Consider the following 22,445-nt stretch of genomic DNA (forward strand, 5'->3'; position numbering starts at 1 on the left):
AATGAGGAACTTCGAAGCCTACATCTTTGACCTCGATGACACACTATATTGCGAGTACGATTACGTCAGATCGGGATTTCGGGCGGTGGCGAATGAGCTGGCGAAGCAGCGTCCAGACATAGGGATAGACGGCATTCATCAAATGCTGATCGATGAATGGCGGCGAAATGGGCGCGGGCGGGTGTTTGATGACGTATGCAAGCAGCTAGGTATTGACGCCGATATTGTCCGCCTCGTCCGTCTTTACCGCAGTCATCGGCCCGATATTTCGCTATATGATGATGCGAAGGAAGTCCTGGCTCATTTGAGGCAGACAGGAAAAAAGCTCGGCATCATCACGGATGGGGATTCGACGATGCAATGGTCGAAAATCAAAGCGCTTGAACTTGAGCATGTCGTAGATGCCATCATCGTAACCGGGGATTTGGGAAGGGAACATTGGAAGCCGAGCGAGACGCCGTATCGAAAGATGATGGAGTATTTGGGGTTGGATTTTCGCGATTGCGTATACATCGGCGATAACCCGAATAAAGACTTTATTGCTGCGAAAAGGCTTGGGATGGGCACGGTGCGGATCGTTCGCGATGTGGGCGACCACATGCGGACGAAATTGGGGGGAGAATACGAAGCGGACATGACGATTGGCTCGTTGATACAATTGATGAACAAGTTGTAGGTCGACGACGGGGGGCGTCGGCTCTTTCCCACTGTTTGGTGAAAGAGGTGGTTCGTATACACGTATTGGTGACCAGCATTTCCAAAAAGATTCCGTTGCTTCAAGCGGTTCGACGAGCCATGCAGAAAATCGGAATGCCAGGGATTTTGATCGGGGCTGATCGAAACAATAGCTGCATTGGCCAATATTTTGTCGACGAATTTTGGCCCATGCCTTCACTCGAACAGTTCACTGTTGAAGAATTCATTTCGATTTGCCGTCAAAAGCGCATCCGTTTCATTATACCGACAAGAGATGGCGAGCTTCCGTTCTTTTCTTCCTATCGTCAAGTATTCGAAGAGAATGGTATAGTTGTTATGGTGTCTGAACGGAACGCGATTGAGACTTGTCTCGACAAGCTGCGGTTTTATGAGCGGCTCTCTGCTCAAGGGTTTCCTGTCATTCCGACAGCACTTTCGCTGGAAGAGCTGAATGATGGTCAATATGTTGTGAAGGAACGTTACGGAGCGGGGGCAAAACACATAGGGCTTTGTTTAACGAAAGAAGAAGCAAATTGGCATGCCAAGAAGCTGGAGGTCCCTGTTTTTCAACCTTTTATCGCTGGGACAGAGATCAGCATCGATCTCTACATGACGCGGATGGGGCGAGCGAAAGGAGCAGTAGCGCGAAAAAGAGATTACGTGGTCAATGGGGAGTCGCAAATCACCACAACGATCAGAAATGAAAAATTAGAGGGCATGTGTACCGCTGTCGCCTCCTATTTAGGGTTATACGGGCATGCGGTGATGCAGGCGATCATTGATCGTGAGGGGCAGTTTCATCTCATCGAGTGCAACCCCCGCTTTGGCGGGGCTTCGACGTTAAGCATCGAAGCGGGTTTGGACAGTTTTTATTGGTTCTTTCTTGAGGCGCAGGGGAGGAATTTGGACGATTATCCATTTCATCGTTCACCGAAAGAGAAGAGGCAAATTCGACATCCAGCCGATTTTGTGATCGATTGGTGAAGGAGGATCGACTTGAAAACGATCATCATCATTCAAGCGCGCATGGGGTCGTCTCGGCTGCCGGGAAAAGTGCTCATGCCGCTTGGGGATACGGTTGTGTTGGACTATGTTGTTTCACGATGCCAACAAGTAGAAGAAATTGATGAAGTGATGGTGGCGACGTCCACTCTGATGCAAGATGATGCGATTGAAAATTGGTGCCAGAAACGCCACGTATCTTGTTTCCGCGGCTCAGAGGGCGACGTGCTTGCCCGCTATTACGAGTGCGCTAAGCCTCATCAGCCTGATTATGTCATTCGCGTGACGGCGGATTGCCCTTTTGTTGATTTTGAACTAGCCAATCAAATTGTTGCGGCCATGAAGGCTGAGCCCTCTGATATCGTCATGGTGGAAGGAGAGCTGCCGCGCGGTCTAGTTGTTGAAATGGTGTCGTTTTCCGCGCTCGAATACATTTATCATCATGGGAAAGAGCCGCGTCATCGTGAGCATGTGACGTACTACGCCTATGAATTTCCGAGTGAATTCCGCCGCACCTATGTTCAAGCGCCGAAAGACATTTGTCAACCGCATTTGCGCATCACGTTGGATACCGAAGAAGACTATCAATTGTGCGCGGCCGTTGCGAACCATTTCAAAGGGAATCGGCTCGTTCGTTCGAGCGAGGTCGTTCAGTTTTTACTGGCTCATCCCGATGTGGCCAAACTCAACGCCCACGTTCAACAAAAACCGGTGGTGTAACATGTGTACGCGGAGGCAAAGCGATGAGTGATCAAAATAAAACGATTGTCCTTTATAATGGGCAAAGTCAGTATGGTGTGCTTCGATATTTTATTCAAGATCTGCATACTTGGTTGGCAAGAGCGGAAAAAATCGTTGAAACGGTGATGTATCACAAACATTTTATGGCTTGAATGGGCAGAGGCGAATAGGATCATGAATATTTTATTCCGTGTCGACTCATCGTTTGCGATCGGCACCGGCCATGTGATGCGCTGTTTGGCGTTGGCGGAGATGCTGAAAGAAGCTGGTTGTGCCGTTTATTTTGCGATGAGGGCAGGCCCAGGGGATTTGGGCGATGAGGTTGAACATAAAGGGTTTCCTGTGCTTCGCCTTGTGTACGAAGGACCTGTTGTACAAAAAATCGATGCGAAGCGGACGATTGAGGTGATTAGGCAGCAGCTTCCATCGCTCGATTGGTGCATTGTCGACCATTATGAGCTTGATCGCTGCTGGGAAGAAAACGTGAAAGCCTATGTCGGCCGTATGATGGTGATAGATGATTTAGCGAACCGTTCTCATGAATGCGATATTTTGTTGGATCAAAACTATTACCAGCATTCTCAACAGCGGTATCATGGACTTGTGCCGCCAGGCTGCCGTCTATTGTTAGGTCCACAATATATGTTGTTGCGGCCGGAATTCTATGAAGCGAAAAAATTCTCCAATCTTCGCAACGGTCAAGTGAAGCGGATCCTTCTGTTTTTCGGCGGCAGCGATCCGACGAATGAAACGGAGAAAGCGCTGCATGCTTTCAAGGAGTTGGATGTTCTTGATGTGGAAGTTGACGTTGTGGTAGGTAAAGCCAATTCGAATCGTTTTCGTGTGGAACAATTCTGTCGTGAAATGGGCTTTCATTACCATTGCCAAATTGATTACCTTGCTGAGTTGATGGCAAAGGCGGATTTTTCGCTGGGGGCCGGCGGCGTGTCGATGTGGGAACGATGCTTTCTCGGCCTGCCCTCCGCGGTGACGATCGTGGCGGAGAACCAAAGGCGATCGACGGAAGACGCTGCCGCGTACGGAGCCGTTTGGAATATCGGTTGGCATGCAGATGTAAAATCGGCTGATTATGCCGATATCATAGATAGAGCGGTGGCTTCGCGGGAAGAGCTGAAGCACATGAGCCGCAAAGCGCTCGAATTGGTGGGGAGTACAAAAGTGTATATCGTACATCCGGTCGTGAAGGCGTTATTGGAGGGATGATTCATTGATCAAAGACATTCAAATTGGCCACCGTCTAATCGGGCGAAATCATAAACCATTTATTATTGCAGAAATGTCCGGTAACCATAATCAATCGTTGGAGAGAGCGTTGGCCATCGTGGAAGCAGCAGCGCAAGCAGGCGTCGATGCGGTGAAATTGCAGACGTATACGGCGGATACGATGACGCTCGATATGGACGAAGGAGATTTTTTTATTGATGACCCCGAGAACCTTTGGCGGGGGAATTCGCTTTATAAGCTCTATCAGGAAGCGTACACGCCTTGGGAATGGCATAAGCCGATTTTTCAACGCTGTAAAGAATTAGGGCTTATTGCGTTCAGCACTCCTTTTGATGAAACGGCCGTTGAGTTTTTAGAGGAACTGAATGTGCCTGCCTATAAAATCGCCTCGTTTGAAAACACGGATTTGCCTTTAATCCGCAAGGTTGCCGCAACAGGGAAACCATTAATGATTTCAACAGGAATGGCAACAGCGGCGGAGTTGGACGAAACGGTTAGAGCGGCGAGGGAATCGGGTTGCCACGATCTCATTTTATTAAAATGTACAAGCACCTATCCCGCGACGCCAGAGAACTCCCATTTGGCGACGATTCCGCATATGAGAGAGCTGTTTCAATGTCAAGTCGGACTGTCCGACCATACGATGGGCATTGGAGTCAGTGTCGCCGCTGTTGCGCTCGGCGCCACTGTCATTGAAAAACATTTTACCCTTTCCCGCGCAGAAGGAGGAGTGGATGCCGCTTTTTCCATGGAACCGCATGAAATGGCTGCATTGGTGACGGAAACGGAACGGGCTTGGCAAAGCATCGGCCATGTTCAATATGGCCCTACGGACGCGGAGAAAGCATCATTGAAACATCGACGGTCGTTATACATTGTGCGAGATATGAAGGCAGGCGAGACGTTGACGAAGGAAAATGTGCGCGCGATTCGTCCCGGCAATGGATTGCCGCCGAAATATGTTGACCAGTTGCTTGGAAAAACAGTGAAACGCGACGTAAAAAAAGGAACGCCGGTGACATGGGATTTACTATGGTAAGGAGTGATCGGTATGAGAATATTGTTGACAGGCGGTGCGGGGTTTATTGGGCGCGCCGTGGCGAAACGGCTGCTTGACGATGGACATGATGTCTGGATTGTGGATGACCTTTCGAATGGGCGGGAAGAAAATATTTCCGAGTTTCGCCATCATCCGAATTTGAAGCAATTCATTGTCGGAGATATCAAAGACGAGCGTTTGCTTGCACAGCTTTTTCGTGAACATGAATATGATCTTTGCTACCATTTAGCGGCATCGATTAACGTACAGGATTCCATTGATGATCCTAGAACGACGTTTTTCAACGATACGGTTGGAACGTTTTATCTTCTTGAACAATGCCGGAAGCATGACACGAAACTAGTGTTTATGAGCACGTGCATGGTGTATGACCGCTGCCATGATGAAGCAGGCATCGAGGAAATCCATCCGACCAAGCCTGCTTCGCCGTATGCGGGAGCGAAAATTGCGGCGGAAAATATGGTGTTGTCTTATTTCTATGCTTATCACCTGCCCGTTGTCGTTGTGCGTCCATTTAATACATACGGTCCTTATCAAAAAACGAGCGGTGAAGGCGGGGTTGTCGCCATCTTTATTCGGAAAAAATTGATGGGGGAGCCGTTGCACATTTACGGCGATGGCACGCAAACACGTGATTTATTGTATGTGGACGATTGTGCACGATTTGTTGTTCAGGCAGGCTATTCAGACAAGGTGAATGGGGAAATCTTGAACGCTGGATTAGGCAGGGACATCTCGATCAATGATTTGGCCAAGCTCATTGTGGGCGATGAAAAGCGGATTAAGCATGTTCCCCATATTCATCCACAGAGCGAGATTCAAAAATTGCGATGCAATTATGAGAAAGCCAAGCGGTTGCTTGGTTGGGAGCCGCAAGTGTCTCTTGAAGAAGGGATTCAAAAGACGGAAGAATGGATCAAAACGAGTCGCCTCATGTAGTCGGGGCGGCTTTTCTTCAAAATATCCAAGGAGGGAATGAGGCGTGAAGCTTGCGATCCATGGTGGAACCCCTGTGCGTGAATCCTTTTTGTCTTACGGACAGCAATGGATTGATGAAGAGGATATTCAAGCGGTGGTCGAAACATTGCGAGGCCCGTTGATTACACAAGGGCCGAAAATTCAGCAGTTTGAAGAAGCGGTGGCCCGCTATGTCGGGGCGAAATATGCGGTGGCGTTTGCCAATGGAACGGCTGCCTTGCATGGAGCTTGCTATGCGGCTGGCATTTCGCAAGGAGATGAGGTGATTACGACCCCGATTACCTTCGCAGCCAGCGCCAACTGTGTGCGGTATGTAGGGGGCAAGCCTGTGTTTGTGGATATTGATGAAAACACGTACAATATCGACCCCAGCCTCATTGAGAAGGCCATCACTCCGCGCACGAAAGCCATTATTGCCGTTGATTTTGCAGGTCAGCCTGCCGATTTAGATCCGATTCGGGAAATCGCTAAAAAATATGGTCTTGTCTTCATCGAAGATGCCGCCCATTCTTTAGGAGCTTGTTATAAAGGGAAAAAAGTAGGCTCGTTAGCAGATATGACGATGTTCAGCTTTCATCCTGTCAAAACGATCACGACCGGCGAGGGGGGGATGATTGTCACGGATGATGAGGAGTATTATCATAAATTAAAACTCTTTCGTACACATGGGATTACAACGGTAGGCAAGAATGAAGGGCCTTGGTATTATGAGATGGTGGATCTTGGCTATAATTATCGAATGACGGATTTGCAGGCAGCGCTCGGGCTCAGCCAATTGGCCAAAATCGATGCGTTTGTGCAGAAACGGCGGGAAATTGCCGCCATTTATGATGAGGCGTTTTCTCGCATTCCAGGGGTGCGCATTCCTTATCAGCTCCCGTATGTGGATTCAGGCTGGCATTTATACGTGCTTCAGCTGCAAGTAGAGCATTTCCGGGTGGGGCGCAAAGAGATATTTGAAGCGCTGCGGGCAGAAAATATCGGAGTGCACGTTCATTACATTCCAGTTTATTTTCATCCTTATTATCAACGATTAGGATACAGGAAAGGAATTTGCCCGGTGGCGGAAAAGTGGTATGAAGGGGCGTTAACGATTCCCATTTTTCCGAAAATGAGCGAATATGATATTCAAACGGTTATAGAAGGGGTAAACAAAGTGCTTTCTTTTTATCGAACATAACGAGGGTTGCCGCCTAGTTTTTATTTGATGAAAGCAGATTTCTAAAAGGCTGGTGAATTAATGAAGCATATAGCTCCACAACATCGCTTCTCAAATAGAAAAACTTTGTAGCATCAGTCCTTCCTTTCAAGCGTTTACTCATCGATCAGGGGCAAACAGCTGTTTTTCACCAGCCTTCTAAGTTTTTATTGGTGACCGCGGCAGGAAATGACGATGGGAATGGAGAAAGGAAAAATACGGTTTTATGATTTGGAAGGCTGGTGATGTAAGGGGAAAGGCTGTTCTCCAACTGTGTTTCTCAAATTGCAAAACCTTGCAATATCATAGCGCGTCACTTCTTGCGATTGCTCACCAACTTAGCGAACCCATTGTTTTTCACCAGTCTCTCTTCTAAGGGATATCCTGTTTGTCTCTTATCCAACGGAAATGATTGTGACGAAGAATGCTCACTACAGCTCTGAAAAATATATCCGTCATAAAGGCCAGGTGTTCTTAGAAAGATGATCAGTAAAAAATGGTTGTATCATATCACCCACTATCGCAATCTTCATTCCATTTTTTGCGCAAGGTGGATTGCTGGCACATCGCTTAGCCAAAACAGCAAAAATTTCTTATATAAATATAGCTCATACCAGTATACAAAACCAGAGATGGGTCACTTCTGTTCCACTGCCTCCGTATGGCACACTTCATGATTATGTCCCCTTTTATTTTGCACCCCGTTCTCCGATGTTATATGCTATAAGCAAAGGACGTGTCCAAGGGTATACGGGTGGGCAAGATGAGGTCGTTTATCTCTTGTCAAGAACGGATATCATTCATTCACATGGATTAAAGTATGTGTTTACCAATGGACATGCCATTATGGCCATGACTGATTTTTATAATGACTTGCATGATTTAAATCAAATTGATTGGCATATTATGCGATCGATGTATTGGCATGACACGGAAGACGATCCTGACCGCAAAAGGAGAAGGCAAGCGGAGTTTTTGGTATATGGGTTTGTTCCCATTCATCTCCTTGTAGCGGTTGCTGTAAAAAGCAGCGAATGGGAGTCGAAAGTCAAGCAAATCGTGTTGCCGTATGGTTATGAAGGTTCAGTTGTTATTCGGCCAGATTGGTATTTTTGAAAGGGTGAAGACGATGATCATCCTAAAGAAGGGAAACCTTTTGGACGATGAAGCCGAGGCGCTGGTGAATACCGTGAACTGTGTCGGTGTCATGGGCAAAGGGATTGCGTTGCAGTTTAAGCAAGCTTATCCAGAGATGTTCTCTGATTATGAAAAGGCATGCCGCCGAGGGGAAGTACGGCCTGGAAAGATGTATGTTGTGGAGACGGGGATGTTGTTGAACCCGAAGTATATTATTAATTTCCCGACTAAGCGGCATTGGAAGAGCCGCTCGCGTATGGAAGATATTGAGATTGGGCTTGCGGATTTAGTCGATGTGGTGAAAACGTTGCAAATCCGATCCATCGCGTTGCCTCCTCTTGGCTGCGGCAATGGCGGCCTTCGTTGGGAAGAGGTGCGGCCCAAAATTGAGGCGGCGTTTGCCCCGCTAGAAGACGTCACTGTGCATTTGTATGAGCCGGTGGGCAGTCCTCGTCCGGAACAAATGAAGATTCGCACGAACCGGCCAAAAATGACGAGAGCTCGGGCGTTACTCCTTCTGTTGATGAACGATTACTCGCTTCCTGGGTATCGTCTGTCCTTACTGGAAGTGCAGAAGCTTGCTTATTTTCTTCAAGAAGTCGGCGAGCCATTGCGGCTGCGGTTCGAGAAAGGGATGTATGGGCCGTATGCCGACAATGTCAACCATGTATTGCTTCGCATGAACGGCCATTTCCTTACCGGCATTGGCGACCGCAGCGGGAGGGCAGAAATTCGTGTATGGCCTCACGCGATCAAAGAGGCAGAGGCGTTTCTAAACGGTGATGAACAGGCGCAAGGACATTTGGAACGAGTTCGTGTTATCATTCGTGGCTTTGAGACGCCGTATGGCTTGGAGCTGCTGGCTACCGTGCATTGGGTGGTGAAAGAAAATCCGAATGGCAAAGATGATATAGATGTGATCGTCGATGCCATCGGCCGCTGGAATGAACGGAAAAGACGATTGTTTTCCAGAGAGCATATCGTGAAAGCGTGGGGGCATTTGCGCCGGACGAACGCGTGGAGTAAATCAGGTTCGTGAATGTGAACGGCTCCCACTTCAACGATCAAAGGGAGTAAGTGGGAGAGGAATGCGCGTTCCCCCTTTCTTTTGTGGTATGATCGAATAAAGACGTGGAGCAAAATATCCAGAAGGATCAGGCTGACGATATCACTGGTTTGGGTTTGGCATTGCGGATCGATCCGAACCAGCCGCTCAATCAGCTGGGGGAGGCCAAGATCCTTGAAGATGGCGTTTATGATAGTCAAATAGGAACGTTCATCAATCACCCGAATTCGAACGTCCATGATGGGAAAACTCCTTTGCGTTCCTTGTGTTTCAAGGTTTTATCCGACAATCCTCCCGATTTTGGTCGAGAGGGTGCGAAATGTGAGTTTATACATCCATTTTTCCAAGAAGGACTCTTTTTTCGTTGCCCGCCGCATTTCTCTCCTTTCTCCCCTTCACACTTCCCGCGTTTCATCCGATATAAATCATAGAAATCGTCCAAACCAAAGGAGCGGATCCGTATGACGATTGAACGGGTGTCTTCTTCTTTCCTTTCATATGAACCGATGCGAAGCGAACAGGCGAAGGCGGACGTCGGGCTTTCAGCGGCGCGCCCGCAAGAAGGAGAGGATTCTTCTCCTTCACAGCCGCTTTCGGAAGAAGCCGTGGAGAAAGTGGTCAACGGCTTGAATGAGCTCGTGCAGCCGAGCCATACATCAATTCGGTTTGAGCTGCATAAAGAGTTGCACGAATATTACGTCCAAGTGGTGGATGAAAAAACGCAGGAAGTGATCCGCGAAATTCCGCCGAAAAAGCTGTTGGATATGTACGCGGCGATGATGGAATTTGTCGGTTTAATTGTCGATAAAAAAATTTAACGGTGGTGAGTCGACATGGCGAATACGATGCGCATCAGCGGCCTCGCGAGCGGAATGGACATTGACAAAATCGTGAGCGATTTGATGAAAGCGGAGCGGGCGCCGCTGGATAAATTGAAGCAGAAAAAGCAGCTGCTTGAGTGGCAACGCGATGACTACCGGTCGATGAACACGCTGCTTCAGGGGCTTGACGACTATTTGTTTTCCAACATCACGCTCCAAAGCAGCATGCTCAAAAAAACCGTCTCGAGCTCGAATGAATCGGTCGTCACAGCGACGGCGGGCTCGAGTGCGGCGAACGTGGCGACGACGATGCAAGTCAATCAAGTGGCCACATCGGCTGTCTGGCTGTCCGATGCAGGGACGAGAGTGGACAAGGCGAATTTTTCCGTTGCCGCTGATGTGACGCTGACGATCAACGTGACAAACGGGGATGGGACTGCGAAGCAGGCGACGATCACGGTGAAGCAAGGAGCGACGTTGGATGCGGTGATCGCTCAGCTCAATAACAATGCGGATCTTGGCGTCAGCGCGTTTTACGACGAGCAGACCGGGCGGGTTTCAATCATGAAAAAAGAGACGGGGGCGCAGGCGAGTCTAGTGCTCGCTGACCAGGCGACGGTGGACTTTTTTGCGCAATTAGGGTTTACGAATACTGCAGCGGGGCAGGAGCTGACGGGAAAAACGGCGGGGAAAGACGCGCAAGTGACGATTAATGGCCTAACGACGACCCGCTCGGCGAATACGTTTACGATCAATGGCGTGACGTACACGCTCAAAGGGACGGGCGCGGCGACGGTGTCAGTGGCGACGGACGCGGACGCGATGTTTAACGCCATTAAAGGGTTTGTCGACAAATACAACGACACGATCGACAAAATCAACGCCGAGCTGAAAGAAGAGCGCTACCGCGACTATCCGCCGCTGACGGATGAGCAAAAAGAAGCGATGACGGAAAAGCAAATCGAGCTGTGGGAAGAAAAGGCGCGCAGCGGAATGCTTCGCGGCGATTCGATTTTGTCAAGCGCCTTGAGCCAAATGCGGATGAATTTGTACACGAAAGTTGAAGGGGCGAACATTCCAAGCGGGTTTTCGCAGCTCGCGCAAATTGGGATTACGACGTCGTCGAATTACCTTGACGGCGGGAAGCTGATCATTGATGAGACGAAGCTGCGGGAGAAAATCAAGGAAAACCCGGATGCCGTCTATCAGCTGTTCAATCAAGACGGGGCGACGGATGCGGAAAAAGGCATCGCCCGCCGCCTGCGCGATACGATCAAAGCGACGATCGGGAAGATTGAGCAAAAAGCGGGGAAGACGATTTGGACGAACCAGCAGTTTGCGATCGGGCGCGATTTAATCGAAATCAATGACCAAATTGACCGCTTCCAAGACCGTTTGAAACAAATTGAAGACCGCTACTACCGCCAATTCACCGCGATGGAAGAAGCGATTCAGCGCGCCAACCAGCAAAGCATGTATTTGATGAACGCCTTCGGCGGCGGGACGCAGGGGTAGGCGGGTGAAGGCTCAGGCGCTGTCGTGGTGACGGTGGGGAAATGCCCCCGCCCGCGGATGGCAACAGAGAAAAGAGGTTCGACGCGGCCCATTGCGCGAACATCGTGGAAAAGGAGTGACGGAAGATGGCGACAAACAATCCGTATCAACACTACCAAGCGAACGCGGTGCAAACGGCGTCGCCTGGCGAGCTGACGTTGATGCTGTATAACGGGTGCTTGAAGTTTATCAAGCTCGCGCGCCAGGCGATCGAGAAGGGGGACATTGCGGCGCGCAATGAGAACTTGATTAAGGCGCAAAACATCATTTTGGAACTGATGAAGACATTGAAGATGGAGTATGAGGTTGCGAAGTCGATGATGACGATGTATGACTACATCTACCGCCGTCTGATCGAGGCGAATGTGAAAAGCGATGCGGCGATTTTGGATGAAGTGGAAGGGTATGTCGTCGAGTTTCGCGATACGTGGAAGCAAGTGATTCAGCTCCATCGGCAGCGCCAATACGCGGAAGGCGGGCAGGTGTAATGAGCGTCGTGCACGATGTGTGGCGCGCCACGAAGGAGCTGCTGGAGGCGACGGCGCTGCCGTGGCCGTCTGAGGATCGGGAAGAGCGGCTTCAAATGGTTGATCGATTGCTTCGGGAGCGCCAGGAGCTCCTTTGGAAGCTGCGTCCGCCGTACAGCGAGGAAGAGCAGCGGCTTGGCCGCGAGATCATCGCTTGGAATCAGGAGATTGAGAAGCGGCTTCATCAAGTGCGCGATGAGATTCGCGGCGACTTGCGGGTGGCAGGGGCGAAGCGGCAGGCGAACGCCCGCTACGTTCATCCGTACGAGCAGCCGCTTTCGTTTGACGGGATGTTTTACGATAAAAAGCGATAAAGAAAAGGACAGCGCCGTGCTGTCCTTTTCGCTTCAAACTGCTTTCACAATCGTGATGTTCATCTGTTTCCGCAAGTCGATTTCATACGGGCTTTTCAGCTCCTCACCCGCGGGATTTTTGATGACGCGGACGATGGGGCGGAGCGGGAAGCCCGGAAACACTTGCGAGACGACGCCGACTTCTCCGGTGTTGAGCTTAACGGTCGTGGCGACCGGGTAGACGGCGATGTAGGAAAGGAAGAGCTTAATGAGTTCGTAGTCCAAGATGCCGCCGGCGGCGGATAAGTATTCGGCTGCTTCGTGCGGCGAGTATTGTCTTCGATGGTAGCGCGCCGATGTCAAGGCGTCAAAAACGTCGGCGATGGCAACGATGCGGGCGTATTCGTGAATGTCGTCGCCCGATAAGGCGCGCGGGTAGCCGCTGCCGTCGCACCGCTCGTGGTGCTGCAAGGCGCAGTGGGCGGAAAAAAGCGAAATGTTGCGCTGGCGCCGCAACAGCTCGAAGCCGAGATATGTATGGCGGCGGACGATTTCCTTTTCCTCTTCCGTCAAAGCTCCTTTTTTCCGCCAAAGGCCTTCAGGCAGCTGGGTCATGCCGATGTCAAACAGCAGCGCGCCGACGCCGAGGTCGAGCAGCTGCTGGGGGCGGTACCCTTTGGCGATGCCGATGACGCCGGCGATCGTGGCGACGTTGACGGAATGATGGAAAAAGTAGCCGTTTGAGATGACCAAATCCGACAAGTTAATGAGCAAATCTTCTTGTTTGAGCAAGTAGTCCAAGATGTCTTTGAACACTTTTTCGTACTCTTTTCCCAAATCGAGGGAAGACACGCGGCTGAGCAGCTTTTTTTGCTCGATCAAGGCGGTTATTGTCTCGTACACTTTTTTCACCGCCTGCTGGCGCACGGTCGGGCTGATCAATGGCAGCGGGCGGATGTCATAGGTTTGTTTGTCGTCAATATAAATGTATTGAACCCCTTTTTGCGCCAACGAGCGGATGTAGCCGCTGGTCAGCCGGACGCCGCGCGAGAGCAGCACGCTGCCGTTGGCGGCGAACAAGTCGACGGCGAGCACGTCGCCGCTTTTTGCATGGGAAATATGGATCTTTCGCATCGTTCACACACTCCGTACTTTCCACACCGATTAAGAAAAAACACCCATGCCTATTTTACCATATTTTCCTATGATTTTCACAAAATCTTCGAAAATATTTTTGATTGAAGCAGGGGTTTGATGGGTAATGAAAGAATGTAGGGATCTATAGTTTGAAAATAAGGAGTGGTCAGCCATGATGTATCACATTCGCGGGGAAAACATCGACGTCACACCTGCGTTGCGCGAGTACGTGGAGAAAAAAATCGGCAAATTGGAGCGCTATTTTGACCGCACCGATGACGTGAATGTCCATGTCAATTTAAAAGTCTACAACGATGGACAAGGGAAAATCGAAGTGACCATTCCGATGCCACATTTGTTGCTTCGGGCGGAAGAGCGCCATGAAGACATGTATGCGGCGATCGATTTAGTAGCCGATAAACTCGAGCGGCAAATCCGCAAACATAAAACGAAAGTCAATCGGAAGCTGCGCGACCGCGAAAAAGAAGCGAAGATGGCTGCCCCTGTGCCAAGCGGCGCTTCTGCGGCAGAGAGCGAAGACGAGTTTGAAATCGTGCGCACGAAACACTTCAGCTTGAAGCCGATGGACAGCGAAGAGGCGATTTTGCAGATGAATTTGTTGGGGCACAACTTCTTCATTTTCACCAATGCGGAAACAAACCGGACGAACATCGTCTACCGCCGCAAGGACGGAAAATACGGATTGATCGAGGCGAATTAAACGGTTGCCTCTTGTGCACATCCCCTGCTTTTTTGGGCAGGGGATGTTATAATATGCATGTGAAAAATCAAAATGGGGGAGAGCAATGGAGGAATTGTTGCGTCAAATTTTGTCCAAGTTGGACAACATGGAAAAAGGGTTTTTGGTGTTCCAAGAAGAAACTCGCCAACGGTTTGAGCAGATGGATGGCCGCTTGACGGAGATGAACGGACGCCTCGTCGGCCTCGAACGGGAAATGGGCGTAGTGAAAGAGCGGTTAGACCGTATGGAAACGCGGTTGAATGGCGTAGAGGCCCGGTTGGACGGCGTGGAGACGCGGTTGAATGGCGTAGAGGCCCGGTTGGACGGCGTGGAAACGCGGTTGAATGGTGTGGAAACTGAATTGGAGGAAGTGAAAGAGACGCTTGATCGGGTCGAAACGCAGCTTGTGGATGATGTGCAAATCTTGCTTCGCAAGATTCACGAAAAAGTGGAGGAAAAAAGTTTCGAAATTTATGCGCTGAATCGGCGGCTTCACCATGCGGAAGCGGCGATTGAGCAACTTCAGTCCAAGGCGTGATTCCCTCTTTTGGACATGCCCCTCTCGAAAAGGCTGGTGATCTAGTGAAAAGTCCTGTAAAATGACCGCTTCTCTTTCAGTCGAAAGCAATGATTTCGGCGAAATTGGTCGTTTTTCACCAGCCCTCTAAGCCTGTGCAACAGTTGTCACTGATCCCTGTAAATGATATGATGAAGAAGTGAGTCCATGAAAAATAAGGAGCGTTTCCTATGCTTGGAGTCTTAAAAAAAGTATTTGACCCGAACAAGCGTCAGTTGGCAAGGCTTGAGAAAATTGCCGATCAAGTCGACGCGCTCGGTCCGGAGATGGCGCGGTTGTCGGATGACGAGCTGCGGCAAAAAACCGAGGAATTCAAAGCCCGCTACCGACAAGGCGAATCGCTCGATGATTTGCTTGTTGAGGCGTTTGCCGTCGTGCGTGAAGGAGCGAAGCGCGTTCTTGGCTTGTATCCATATAAAGTGCAAATTATGGGCGGCGTCGTCTTGCATGAAGGCGACATCGCCGAGATGAAAACGGGGGAAGGGAAAACGTTGACGGCGACGATGCCCGTCTATTTGAACGCCTTGACGGGGCGCGGCGTGCATGTCGTGACGGTCAACGAATACTTGGCGACGCGCGATGCGACGGAGATGGGCAAGCTGTACGAGTTTTTGGGCATGACCGTCGGCTTGAACTTAAGCGGCATGTCGCGCGAGGAGAAGCAGGCGGCGTACAACGCCGACATTACGTACGGGACGAACAACGAGTTCGGCTTTGACTATTTGCGCGACAACATGGTGCTCTATAAAGAGCACATTGTGCAGCGGCCGCTCTATTATGCGATCATCGACGAGGTCGACTCGATTTTGATCGATGAAGCGCGTACGCCGCTCATCATTTCAGGGACGGCGCAGAAGTCGACCAAGCTGTATGTGCAGGCGAATGCGTTTGTCCGCACGCTGCGCAAAGATGTCGATTACACATACGATGAAAAGACGAAAAGCGTCCAGCTGACGGAAGAAGGAATCAACAAAGCGGAGCGCGCGTTTGGCATCGACAACTTGTTCGATTTGAAACACGTCACGCTCAATCACCATATTCAGCTGGCGCTAAGGGCGCACGTGACGATGCAACGCGATGTCGACTATGTCGTGCAAGACGGAAAAGTGATCATCGTCGACCCGTTCACCGGGCGTTTGATGCACGGACGCCGTTACAGCGATGGGCTTCATCAAGCCATTGAGGCGAAAGAGGGGCTCGAGATTCAAAACGAGTCGATGACCTTAGCCACGATTACGTTCCAAAACTATTTCCGCATGTATGAAAAATTGGCGGGGATGACGGGGACAGCGAAGACGGAAGAGGAAGAGTTCCGGAACATTTACAACATGCGCGTCGTCGTCATTCCGACGAACCGCCCGGTCATCCGCGAAGACCGTCCGGATTTGATCTACCGGACGATGGAAGGGAAATTCCGCGCCGTGGTCGAGGACATCGCCGCCCGCCATGCGAAAGGGCAGCCGGTGTTGGTCGGCACGGTGGCGATCGAAACGTCCGAGATGTTGTCGGAGATGCTGAAAAAACGCGGCATTCCGCATAACGTTTTAAACGCGAAAAACCATGCGAAAGAGGCGGAAATCATCGCTCAAGCCGGGCAAAAAGGCGCGGTGACGATCGCGACGAACATGGCTGGGCGCGGGACGGACATTAAGCTTGGCGAAGGGGTCAAGGAGCTTGGCGGGCTCGCGGTCATCGGCACGGAGCGGCATGAGAGCCGGCGGATCGACAACCAGCTGCGCGGCCGCTCGGGACGCCAAGGCGACCCTGGGGTGTCGCAGTTTTACTTGTCGCTTGAGGATGAATTGATGCGCCGCTTCGGCTCTGAAAGCCTCATGGCGATGATGGACCGCTTGGGAATGGACGATTCGCAGCCGATCCAAAGCAAAATGATGACACGGGCCGTCGAGTCGGCGCAAAAACGGGTCGAAGGCAACAACTTCGACGCCCGCAAACAGCTGCTTCAATATGACGACGTCCTGCGCGAGCAGCGGGAAATCATTTACCGCCAGCGCTATGAGGTGCTCGATTCCGACAACTTGCGCGGCATTATCGAAAAGATGATCCAATCGGTGATCGAGCGCGTCGTCAACGCTCATACGCCGAAAGAAGAGGTGCCGGAAGAATGGAATTTGAAAGGGCTCGTTGAGTATCTCAATGCCCATCTGCTTCCGGAAGGGGATGTGACGGAAGCGGACTTGCGCGGCAAAGAGCCCGAAGAGATGATCGAGCTGATTTGGGAAAAAGTAAAAGTGCGCTATGATGAGAAAGAAGCGCAAATCCCGCCAGAGCAAATGCGCGAATTTGAACGCGTCGTCGTCTTGCGCGCTGTCGATATGAAATGGATGAACCATATCGACGCGATGGAGCAGCTCCGCCAAGGCATCCATTTGCGTGCGTACGGGCAAGTTGACCCGCTGCGCGAATACCAAATGGAAGGCTATGCGATGTTTGAAAACATGATTGCCGCGATCGAAGAGGAAGTCGCGACGTATATCATGAAAGCGGAAATCCATCAAAACCTCGAACGCCAAGAAGTGGCGAAAGGCGAAGCCGTGCATCCGAAAGAAGACGGCGAAGAGCCGAAGCGAAAACCGGTCCGCAAGGCGGTGCGCGTCGGCCGCAACGACCCGTGCCCGTGCGGCAGCGGGAAAAAATATAAACATTGTTGCGGAAGAGTGGTATAACCGTTTATAAATAATAAAGGGAGGCTCGGCCTCCCTTTTGAATGGCACATCTCCATCATTCGCATACTATATTCATGATGAGGTGAGGACAACATGATCGATTTGGTGGAAATCAAGCAAGAGCTTGAGAAAATGGCTAAGCGATTAGCGGAAATCAGGGGGTCTCTTTGACCTCGAAGCGAAGCAGGCGCGCATTCGCGAATTAGAAGAGCAAATGGCGGCGCCCAACTTTTGGGATGATCAAAAGGCGGCGCAGGCGGTCATTTCCGAAGCGAATGCGCTCAAAGATCTCGTCGAGGAATTTTCCTCGCTTGAAGAACGGTTTGACAACTTGGAAGTGACGTACGAATTGCTCAAGGAAGAGCCGGATGACGAGCTGCAAGCTGAACTCGTCGAGGAAGCGAAAAAGCTGATGAAAGACTTCAGCGAGTTTGAGCTGCAGCTGCTGCTCAATGAGCCGTACGATCAAAACAACGCTATTTTGGAGCTCCACCCGGGCGCGGGCGGCACGGAGTCGCAAGACTGGGCGTCGATGCTGTTGCGCATGTACACGCGCTGGGCGGAGAAAAAAGGGTTTAAAGTCGAGACGCTCGATTACCTCCCGGGCGAGGAAGCGGGGATTAAAAGCGTCACGCTGCTCATTAAAGGGCACAACGCCTACGGCTACTTAAAGGCGGAAAAAGGGGTGCATCGGCTGGTTCGCATCTCGCCGTTTGACGCCTCGGGCCGCCGCCATACATCGTTCGTGTCGTGCGAGGTTGTGCCGGAGATGGATGATAACATTGAAATTGAGATCCGGCCGGAAGAGCTGAAAATCGACACATACCGCTCAAGCGGCGCGGGCGGGCAGCACGTCAACACGACCGACTCGGCCGTGCGCATCACCCACTTGCCGACCGGGATCGTCGTCACGTGCCAGTCGGAGCGGTCGCAAATTAAAAACCGCGAAAAAGCGATGAACATGTTGAAGGCGAAATTGTACCAAAAGAAACTCGAGGAGCAGCAAGCCGAGCTCGCTGAGCTGCGCGGCGAGCAAAAAGAAATCGGCTGGGGCAACCAAATTCGTTCGTACGTCTTCCATCCGTATTCGCTTGTCAAAGACCATCGGACGAATGTGGAGGTCGGCAATGTGCAAGCGGTGATGGATGGGGAAATTGATGTGTTCATCGACGCGTATTTGCGTGCGAAGTTGAAGTAAAGGGCGATCATCGGATCGTCCTTTTTTCGCTTTAAAATCGTGTTTTGACCTTTTGACGCATCCATGCTTTCGTGATACGGTAAAGGTAATGATTAAGGAAAAAGGAGGGCGATGGCTTTGGCTGTGCGTAAACAATTGCTTTACGAACTGATTGACCGGTTGGATGAAACGGATCATCAAACCGCGTACGATTTTTTGATGTACTTGCTTGATCGGTCCAGAAAGGAACGAATGGTATGGGAGCGGATTGACGAAACAGATGAAGAAGAAGCGTTGACGAAAGAAGAGCGCCAGCAGCTGCAAAGCGATGAAGGGTATATCACCGGAGGAGAAGCCAAACGTGAATTCGGGCTACAGGTTGATTTACCGTAGGGCCGCAGTCAAATTCATCGCTAGGCAAGAAAAAGAGGTTCAAGAACGGTTGGCCTCTGGATTGCAAGGTCTGCTTGCGATCCCGCCGCAGGGGGATATAAAAAAGTTGAAGGGGCAGGATGGATTATATCGGCTGCGGGTCCGAACATATCGTGTTTTGTTTCGCATCGATCATGATGAACGAATCATCTATATTGAGGCGATCGGCAACCGCGGGGATGTGTATTGAGGCTTGTATTTTTTGGCTAGGGCGATCATCGGATCGTCCTTTTTCCCTTTAGCATAGCAGACCATTATCGCGTTAATCGACTGTCATTTACTTGCCAAAACGGGCATGCTATACTCACAGAGGAAGGTGGGGAAGCATGCGGAAGCGAAGAGAGAGGACCATGCCTCCGGCGGTGGAGGCGGCTTTGGAGTATGCGTATGTTCTGATCGGCGCAGCGATCGTCGCGGTGGCGTTTAACGTGTTTTTGCTGCCAAACCGGATCGCCTCAGGCGGAGTGAGCGGCATCAGCACGATTATGCACGCGTTGTTGGGCATTGAGCCGGCCTACGTCCAATGGGCGCTCAACATTCCGCTTTTTATCGCTGGCGTTGTGCTGTTGGGCCGGCAGTTTGGCGTCAAGACGTTTGTCGGGACGGTGTTCTTGCCGCTTGTCGTCTATGTGACGAAGGGGATGGAGCCGGCGACGACGAATCCGCTTCTTGGCGCGATCTTTGGCGGCATCGGCGTCGGGCTTGGCCTCGGCGTTGTCTTCCGCGGCCGCGCCTCGACCGGAGGCACCGATTTGGCCGCGCAAATCATCCATAAATATACCGGGCTGTCGCTTGGCATGTGCGTGATTTTGATTGACGGCTTGATCGTCTTGACCGCGGCATTTGTGTTTGACATTGAACGCGCGCTCTATGCGTTGATCGCCTTGTATGTCACGAGCAAAACAATTGACCTCGTTCAAGTCGGGCTTGGGTATTCGAAAATCGCTCTGATTATTACAAAGGAAGAAGAAAAAGTGCGCCGCGCCATTTTGCACGAAATCGACCGCGGGGTGACGCGGCTGCCGGCGTACGGCGGCTACACCGAACACGAACGGCCGGTGCTGATGTGCGTCGTCGCTCAATCGGAGTTCACGAAATTGAAACAATTGGTCCGAACCATTGATCCGACAGCGTTTGTCGTCGTGGCGAACGCCGCTGAGGTGCTCGGCGAAGGATTTCAACGTACGTAAAACGGAAGAAATCGGTTATAATAAAGGAGAATGAAATTTTTGTTTTCTGGGGGGAGTTCGCCATGAAGTGGAAGTTGGCTGCGATGTTCCTTGGCGTTTCGCTCGCCCTTGCCGCGTGCGGCGGTGGCGGGGACAACGCTGGGGAGAAAAACGGCGGCGGCAACGGTGGAGGGGATACAGCAGCGGCTGCCGAGCAAATTTTTAAACAAAACTGTGCGTCCTGTCATGGACAAGACTTGTCGGGCGGGGTCGGCCCGAACTTGCAAAAGGTTGGAAGCAAGTACTCCAAAGATCAGATCAAAGAGATCATTGCCAACGGCCGCGGCGCGATGCCGGCCGGAATCATCAAAGGGGAAGACGCCGACAAAGTGGCGGAATGGCTCGCTTCGAAAAAATGAAAAGGATCACGGCATGTGCACCGTCTGGTTGAACCGAAAACCAGGCGGTGTGTTTTTTGGGCCGTTTTTCCTACTCTCGCTTTTGTTGGCCATTTGAAATATAAATGTAAAATTCGACAATAGAAAATCGTGTTATAATAATCCTTGCGGAATTTTGCAAGATTCATTCGAAACAGCTCGAGAAATGGCAGCCAGCAAGTCGAAAATAGGTGATGATGATGATTGAAATGCAAGATGTATACAAAACCTACCCAAACGGCGTTGTGGCGCTAAACGGCATCAACGTCCGCATCAAGCAAGGAGAATTCGTCTATGTCGTTGGGCCCAGCGGAGCTGGGAAGTCGACGTTTATTAAAATGATGTACCGCGAGGAAAAGCCGACGAGCGGGACCATTATGGTCAACGGTGTCAACTTGGCCAAGCTCAAAGACAGCAAAGTTCCTCTTTTGCGCCGCCATATTGGTGTTGTGTTCCAAGATTTCAAGCTGCTTCCGAAGCTCAACGTTTACGAAAACGTCGCCTTTGCCTTGGAAGTCATTGAAGAATCACCGAAAGCGATCCGCAAAAAAGTCATGGAAGTGCTCGATCTAGTCGGCCTCAAGCATAAAATCCGCTCTTATCCGAACGAACTGTCTGGGGGCGAACAGCAACGCGTCTCCATCGCCCGCTCAATCGTCAACTCCCCGAAGATCGTGATTGCCGACGAACCAACAGGGAACTTGGATCCGGAAACCTCGTGGGGCATTGTGGAGCTGTTTGAAAAAATCAACGATCGGGGAACGACGATTGTGATGGCGACCCATAACAAAGAGATCGTCAATGCGACCCGGCGGCGTGTCATCGCCATCGAAAACGGGAAAATCGTCCGCGACGAGGCGAAGGGGGAATACGGCTATGACGCTTCATACGTTTAAGCGCCACGTCCGGGAAAGCATCAAAAGCCTTGGCCGCAACGGTTGGATGACATTTGCGTCCGCGAGCGCCGTCACGGTGACGCTGTTGCTTGTCGGCGTCTTTTTTGTCGTCATGTTCAACATCAACCATTTTGCCAAAAAAGTCGAAAACGATGTCGAAATTCGCGTCCATATCGAACTCACGGCTGACAGCCGGCAAAAAGACGCCTTGCGCCGGCAAATTGAAGCCATTCCAAACGTGAAGGAAGTGCGCTACTCATCGAAGGACGAAGAGCTGAAGCGGCTGATCAAAAGCATGGGGGATGAAGGCTCGTCGTTCCGCTTATTTGAACAGGACAACCCACTAAGCGATGTATACGTCGTGAAAGCGGCCCATCCGCAAGATACGGTGAAAATCGCCAAGCAAATCGAAACATTGCCGTTCGTCCATAAAGTCAACTATGGCCAAGGGACGGTCGAGAAGCTGTTTGACGCACTGAAAGTGGCGCGCAACGTCGGGCTTGTGCTCATTCTCGGATTGTTGTTTACGGCGATGTTTCTCATTTCCAACACAATCAAAATTACGATTTTCGCCCGCCGCCGCGAAATCGAGATTATGCGGCTCGTGGGCGCGACGAACGGGTTTATCCGCTGGCCGTTCTTTTTGGAAGGGTTATGGCTTGGAATGCTTGGCGCTCTCTTCCCGATCGCGGCGCTTTCGATCGTGTACTACAACGTGTATCAAGTGTATGAACAGCGCGTTTCCTTGCCGTTTTTTGAACTTCTTCCGTTTTCGCCGTTTATGTGGCAGTTGAGCGCACTGCTCTTGGCGATCGGCGCGGGCATCGGCATTTGGGGAAGCGTCATGTCCGTGCGTAAGTTTTTGAAAGTATAAGA

General features: G+C 51.0%; 25 protein-coding genes and 1 pseudogene. 24 read left to right on the forward strand and 2 right to left on the reverse strand.

The features are described 5' to 3' along the window. Position 1 precedes the first annotated feature (1 nt). From B9L19_RS02340 to darG, 10 genes are all read left to right on the forward strand, one after another. On the forward strand, positions 2-676 hold the full coding sequence (locus B9L19_RS02340) for an HAD family hydrolase (RefSeq protein ID WP_025949819.1): 675 nt from the start codon (positions 2-4) through the stop codon (positions 674-676). 35 nt (positions 677-711) lie between these two features. Then, on the forward strand, positions 712-1,680 hold the full coding sequence (locus B9L19_RS02345; protein WP_025949820.1) for an ATP-grasp domain-containing protein: 969 nt from the start codon (positions 712-714) through the stop codon (positions 1,678-1,680). Positions 1,681-1,692: 12 nt separating this feature from the next. Continuing rightward, complete coding sequence (locus tag B9L19_RS02350; protein WP_025949821.1) at positions 1,693-2,418, forward strand: cytidylyltransferase domain-containing protein; 726 nt, start codon at positions 1,693-1,695, stop codon at positions 2,416-2,418. A gap of 23 nt (positions 2,419-2,441) precedes the next feature. Continuing rightward, a complete protein-coding gene (locus tag B9L19_RS18915; protein ID WP_155836623.1) occupies positions 2,442-2,591 on the forward strand; it encodes a hypothetical protein in 150 nt (49 codons plus the stop codon). Between the two features lie 22 nt (positions 2,592-2,613). After that, a complete protein-coding gene (gene pseG / locus B9L19_RS02355; protein WP_025949822.1) occupies positions 2,614-3,663 on the forward strand; it encodes a UDP-2,4-diacetamido-2,4,6-trideoxy-beta-L-altropyranose hydrolase in 1,050 nt (349 codons plus the stop codon). 4 nt (positions 3,664-3,667) lie between these two features. Beyond that, the gene (pseI, locus tag B9L19_RS02360) at positions 3,668-4,723 is read left to right on the forward strand and encodes a pseudaminic acid synthase (protein ID WP_033024191.1); all 1,056 of its coding nucleotides are present in this window, start codon (positions 3,668-3,670) and stop codon (positions 4,721-4,723) included. A gap of 12 nt (positions 4,724-4,735) precedes the next feature. Continuing rightward, the gene (locus tag B9L19_RS02365; protein ID WP_025949824.1) at positions 4,736-5,683 is read left to right on the forward strand and encodes a dTDP-glucose 4,6-dehydratase; all 948 of its coding nucleotides are present in this window, start codon (positions 4,736-4,738) and stop codon (positions 5,681-5,683) included. A 43-nt stretch (positions 5,684-5,726) separates the two neighbouring features. Continuing rightward, positions 5,727-6,902 (forward strand): UDP-4-amino-4,6-dideoxy-N-acetyl-beta-L-altrosamine transaminase, encoded by a 1,176-nt coding sequence (pseC, locus tag B9L19_RS02370; RefSeq protein WP_025949825.1) that lies wholly within the window; start codon positions 5,727-5,729, stop codon positions 6,900-6,902. A 573-nt stretch (positions 6,903-7,475) separates the two neighbouring features. After that, a complete protein-coding gene (darT, locus tag B9L19_RS02375) occupies positions 7,476-8,036 on the forward strand; it encodes a type II toxin-antitoxin system toxin DNA ADP-ribosyl transferase DarT (protein ID WP_241771939.1) in 561 nt (186 codons plus the stop codon). Positions 8,037-8,049: 13 nt separating this feature from the next. Beyond that, complete coding sequence (gene darG, locus B9L19_RS02380) at positions 8,050-9,096, forward strand: type II toxin-antitoxin system antitoxin DNA ADP-ribosyl glycohydrolase DarG (protein ID WP_025949826.1); 1,047 nt, start codon at positions 8,050-8,052, stop codon at positions 9,094-9,096. Between the two features lie 98 nt (positions 9,097-9,194). Here darG and B9L19_RS19745 read toward each other — a convergent pair. Next, a pseudogene (locus B9L19_RS19745) lies at positions 9,195-9,362 on the reverse strand (DUF4277 domain-containing protein); the annotation flags it as partial. A 222-nt stretch (positions 9,363-9,584) separates the two neighbouring features. On the opposite strand from B9L19_RS19745, the gene flaG reads away from it, so the two are divergent. The 4 genes from flaG to fliT all read left to right on the forward strand — a co-directional run bounded on the left by flaG (position 9,585) and on the right by fliT (position 12,339). After that, positions 9,585-9,941 carry a flagellar protein FlaG gene (flaG, locus tag B9L19_RS02385; RefSeq protein WP_025949827.1) on the forward strand — a complete coding sequence of 119 codons (357 nt, stop codon included), beginning with the start codon at positions 9,585-9,587 and terminating at the stop codon, positions 9,939-9,941. A 15-nt stretch (positions 9,942-9,956) separates the two neighbouring features. Next, positions 9,957-11,459, forward strand: coding sequence for a flagellar hook-associated protein 2 (locus B9L19_RS02390; RefSeq protein ID WP_025949828.1), 1,503 nt, complete (start codon positions 9,957-9,959; stop codon positions 11,457-11,459). A gap of 125 nt (positions 11,460-11,584) precedes the next feature. Then, complete coding sequence (gene fliS / locus B9L19_RS02395; protein WP_025949829.1) at positions 11,585-11,986, forward strand: flagellar export chaperone FliS; 402 nt, start codon at positions 11,585-11,587, stop codon at positions 11,984-11,986. After that, entirely contained in the window at positions 11,986-12,339 is a 354-nt protein-coding gene (fliT, locus tag B9L19_RS02400; protein WP_025949830.1) for a flagellar protein FliT, read from the forward strand. Before fliS ends, fliT begins: the two co-directional genes overlap by 1 nt. A 33-nt stretch (positions 12,340-12,372) precedes the next feature. Here fliT and B9L19_RS02405 read toward each other — a convergent pair whose 3' ends face one another. Then, positions 12,373-13,452 carry an HD-GYP domain-containing protein gene (locus B9L19_RS02405; RefSeq protein WP_025949831.1) on the reverse strand — a complete coding sequence of 360 codons (1,080 nt, stop codon included), beginning with the start codon at positions 13,450-13,452 and terminating at the stop codon, positions 12,373-12,375. A gap of 175 nt (positions 13,453-13,627) precedes the next feature. On the opposite strand from B9L19_RS02405, the gene hpf reads away from it, so the two are divergent. The 10 genes from hpf (at position 13,628) to ftsX (ending at position 22,443) form a co-directional block, all read left to right on the forward strand. After that, positions 13,628-14,176, forward strand: a complete 549-nt coding sequence (gene hpf, locus B9L19_RS02410) for a ribosome hibernation-promoting factor, HPF/YfiA family (protein ID WP_025949832.1) — start codon at positions 13,628-13,630, stop codon at positions 14,174-14,176. An 85-nt stretch (positions 14,177-14,261) separates the two neighbouring features. Next, positions 14,262-14,735: a coiled-coil domain-containing protein gene (locus B9L19_RS02415; RefSeq protein ID WP_033024193.1), complete on the forward strand. Its 474-nt coding sequence runs from the start codon at positions 14,262-14,264 to the stop codon at positions 14,733-14,735. A 209-nt stretch (positions 14,736-14,944) separates the two neighbouring features. Beyond that, positions 14,945-17,458, forward strand: coding sequence for a preprotein translocase subunit SecA (gene secA / locus B9L19_RS02420; RefSeq protein WP_089113829.1), 2,514 nt, complete (start codon positions 14,945-14,947; stop codon positions 17,456-17,458). Positions 17,459-17,551: 93 nt separating this feature from the next. Beyond that, positions 17,552-18,656, forward strand: a protein-coding gene (gene prfB, locus B9L19_RS02425) for a peptide chain release factor 2 (protein ID WP_128733406.1) whose coding sequence is annotated in 2 segments (ribosomal slippage) — positions 17,552-17,626 and positions 17,628-18,656 — 1,104 coding nt in all. Because the reading frame shifts where the segments join, the coding sequence is not laid out codon by codon here. A gap of 111 nt (positions 18,657-18,767) precedes the next feature. Further along, the gene (locus B9L19_RS02430) at positions 18,768-19,028 is read left to right on the forward strand and encodes a hypothetical protein (protein ID WP_081804132.1); all 261 of its coding nucleotides are present in this window, start codon (positions 18,768-18,770) and stop codon (positions 19,026-19,028) included. Continuing rightward, a complete protein-coding gene (locus B9L19_RS02435; protein ID WP_025949837.1) occupies positions 18,997-19,257 on the forward strand; it encodes a type II toxin-antitoxin system RelE family toxin in 261 nt (86 codons plus the stop codon). Before B9L19_RS02430 ends, B9L19_RS02435 begins: the two co-directional genes overlap by 32 nt. 136 nt (positions 19,258-19,393) lie before the next feature. Further along, the gene (locus B9L19_RS02440; RefSeq protein WP_025949838.1) at positions 19,394-20,257 is read left to right on the forward strand and encodes a YitT family protein; all 864 of its coding nucleotides are present in this window, start codon (positions 19,394-19,396) and stop codon (positions 20,255-20,257) included. 62 nt (positions 20,258-20,319) lie between these two features. Continuing rightward, positions 20,320-20,655: a cytochrome c551 gene (cccB, locus tag B9L19_RS02445; protein WP_025949839.1), complete on the forward strand. Its 336-nt coding sequence runs from the start codon at positions 20,320-20,322 to the stop codon at positions 20,653-20,655. Between the two features lie 218 nt (positions 20,656-20,873). Further along, complete coding sequence (gene ftsE / locus B9L19_RS02450) at positions 20,874-21,569, forward strand: cell division ATP-binding protein FtsE (protein ID WP_025949840.1); 696 nt, start codon at positions 20,874-20,876, stop codon at positions 21,567-21,569. Next, complete coding sequence (gene ftsX / locus B9L19_RS02455) at positions 21,550-22,443, forward strand: permease-like cell division protein FtsX (protein ID WP_025949841.1); 894 nt, start codon at positions 21,550-21,552, stop codon at positions 22,441-22,443. The genes ftsE and ftsX overlap by 20 nt, the downstream gene beginning before the upstream one ends. Positions 22,444-22,445 lie beyond the last annotated feature (2 nt).

Source organism: Geobacillus thermocatenulatus (assembly GCF_002217655.1).
GTDB classification, from domain to species: domain Bacteria; phylum Bacillota; class Bacilli; order Bacillales; family Anoxybacillaceae; genus Geobacillus; species Geobacillus thermocatenulatus.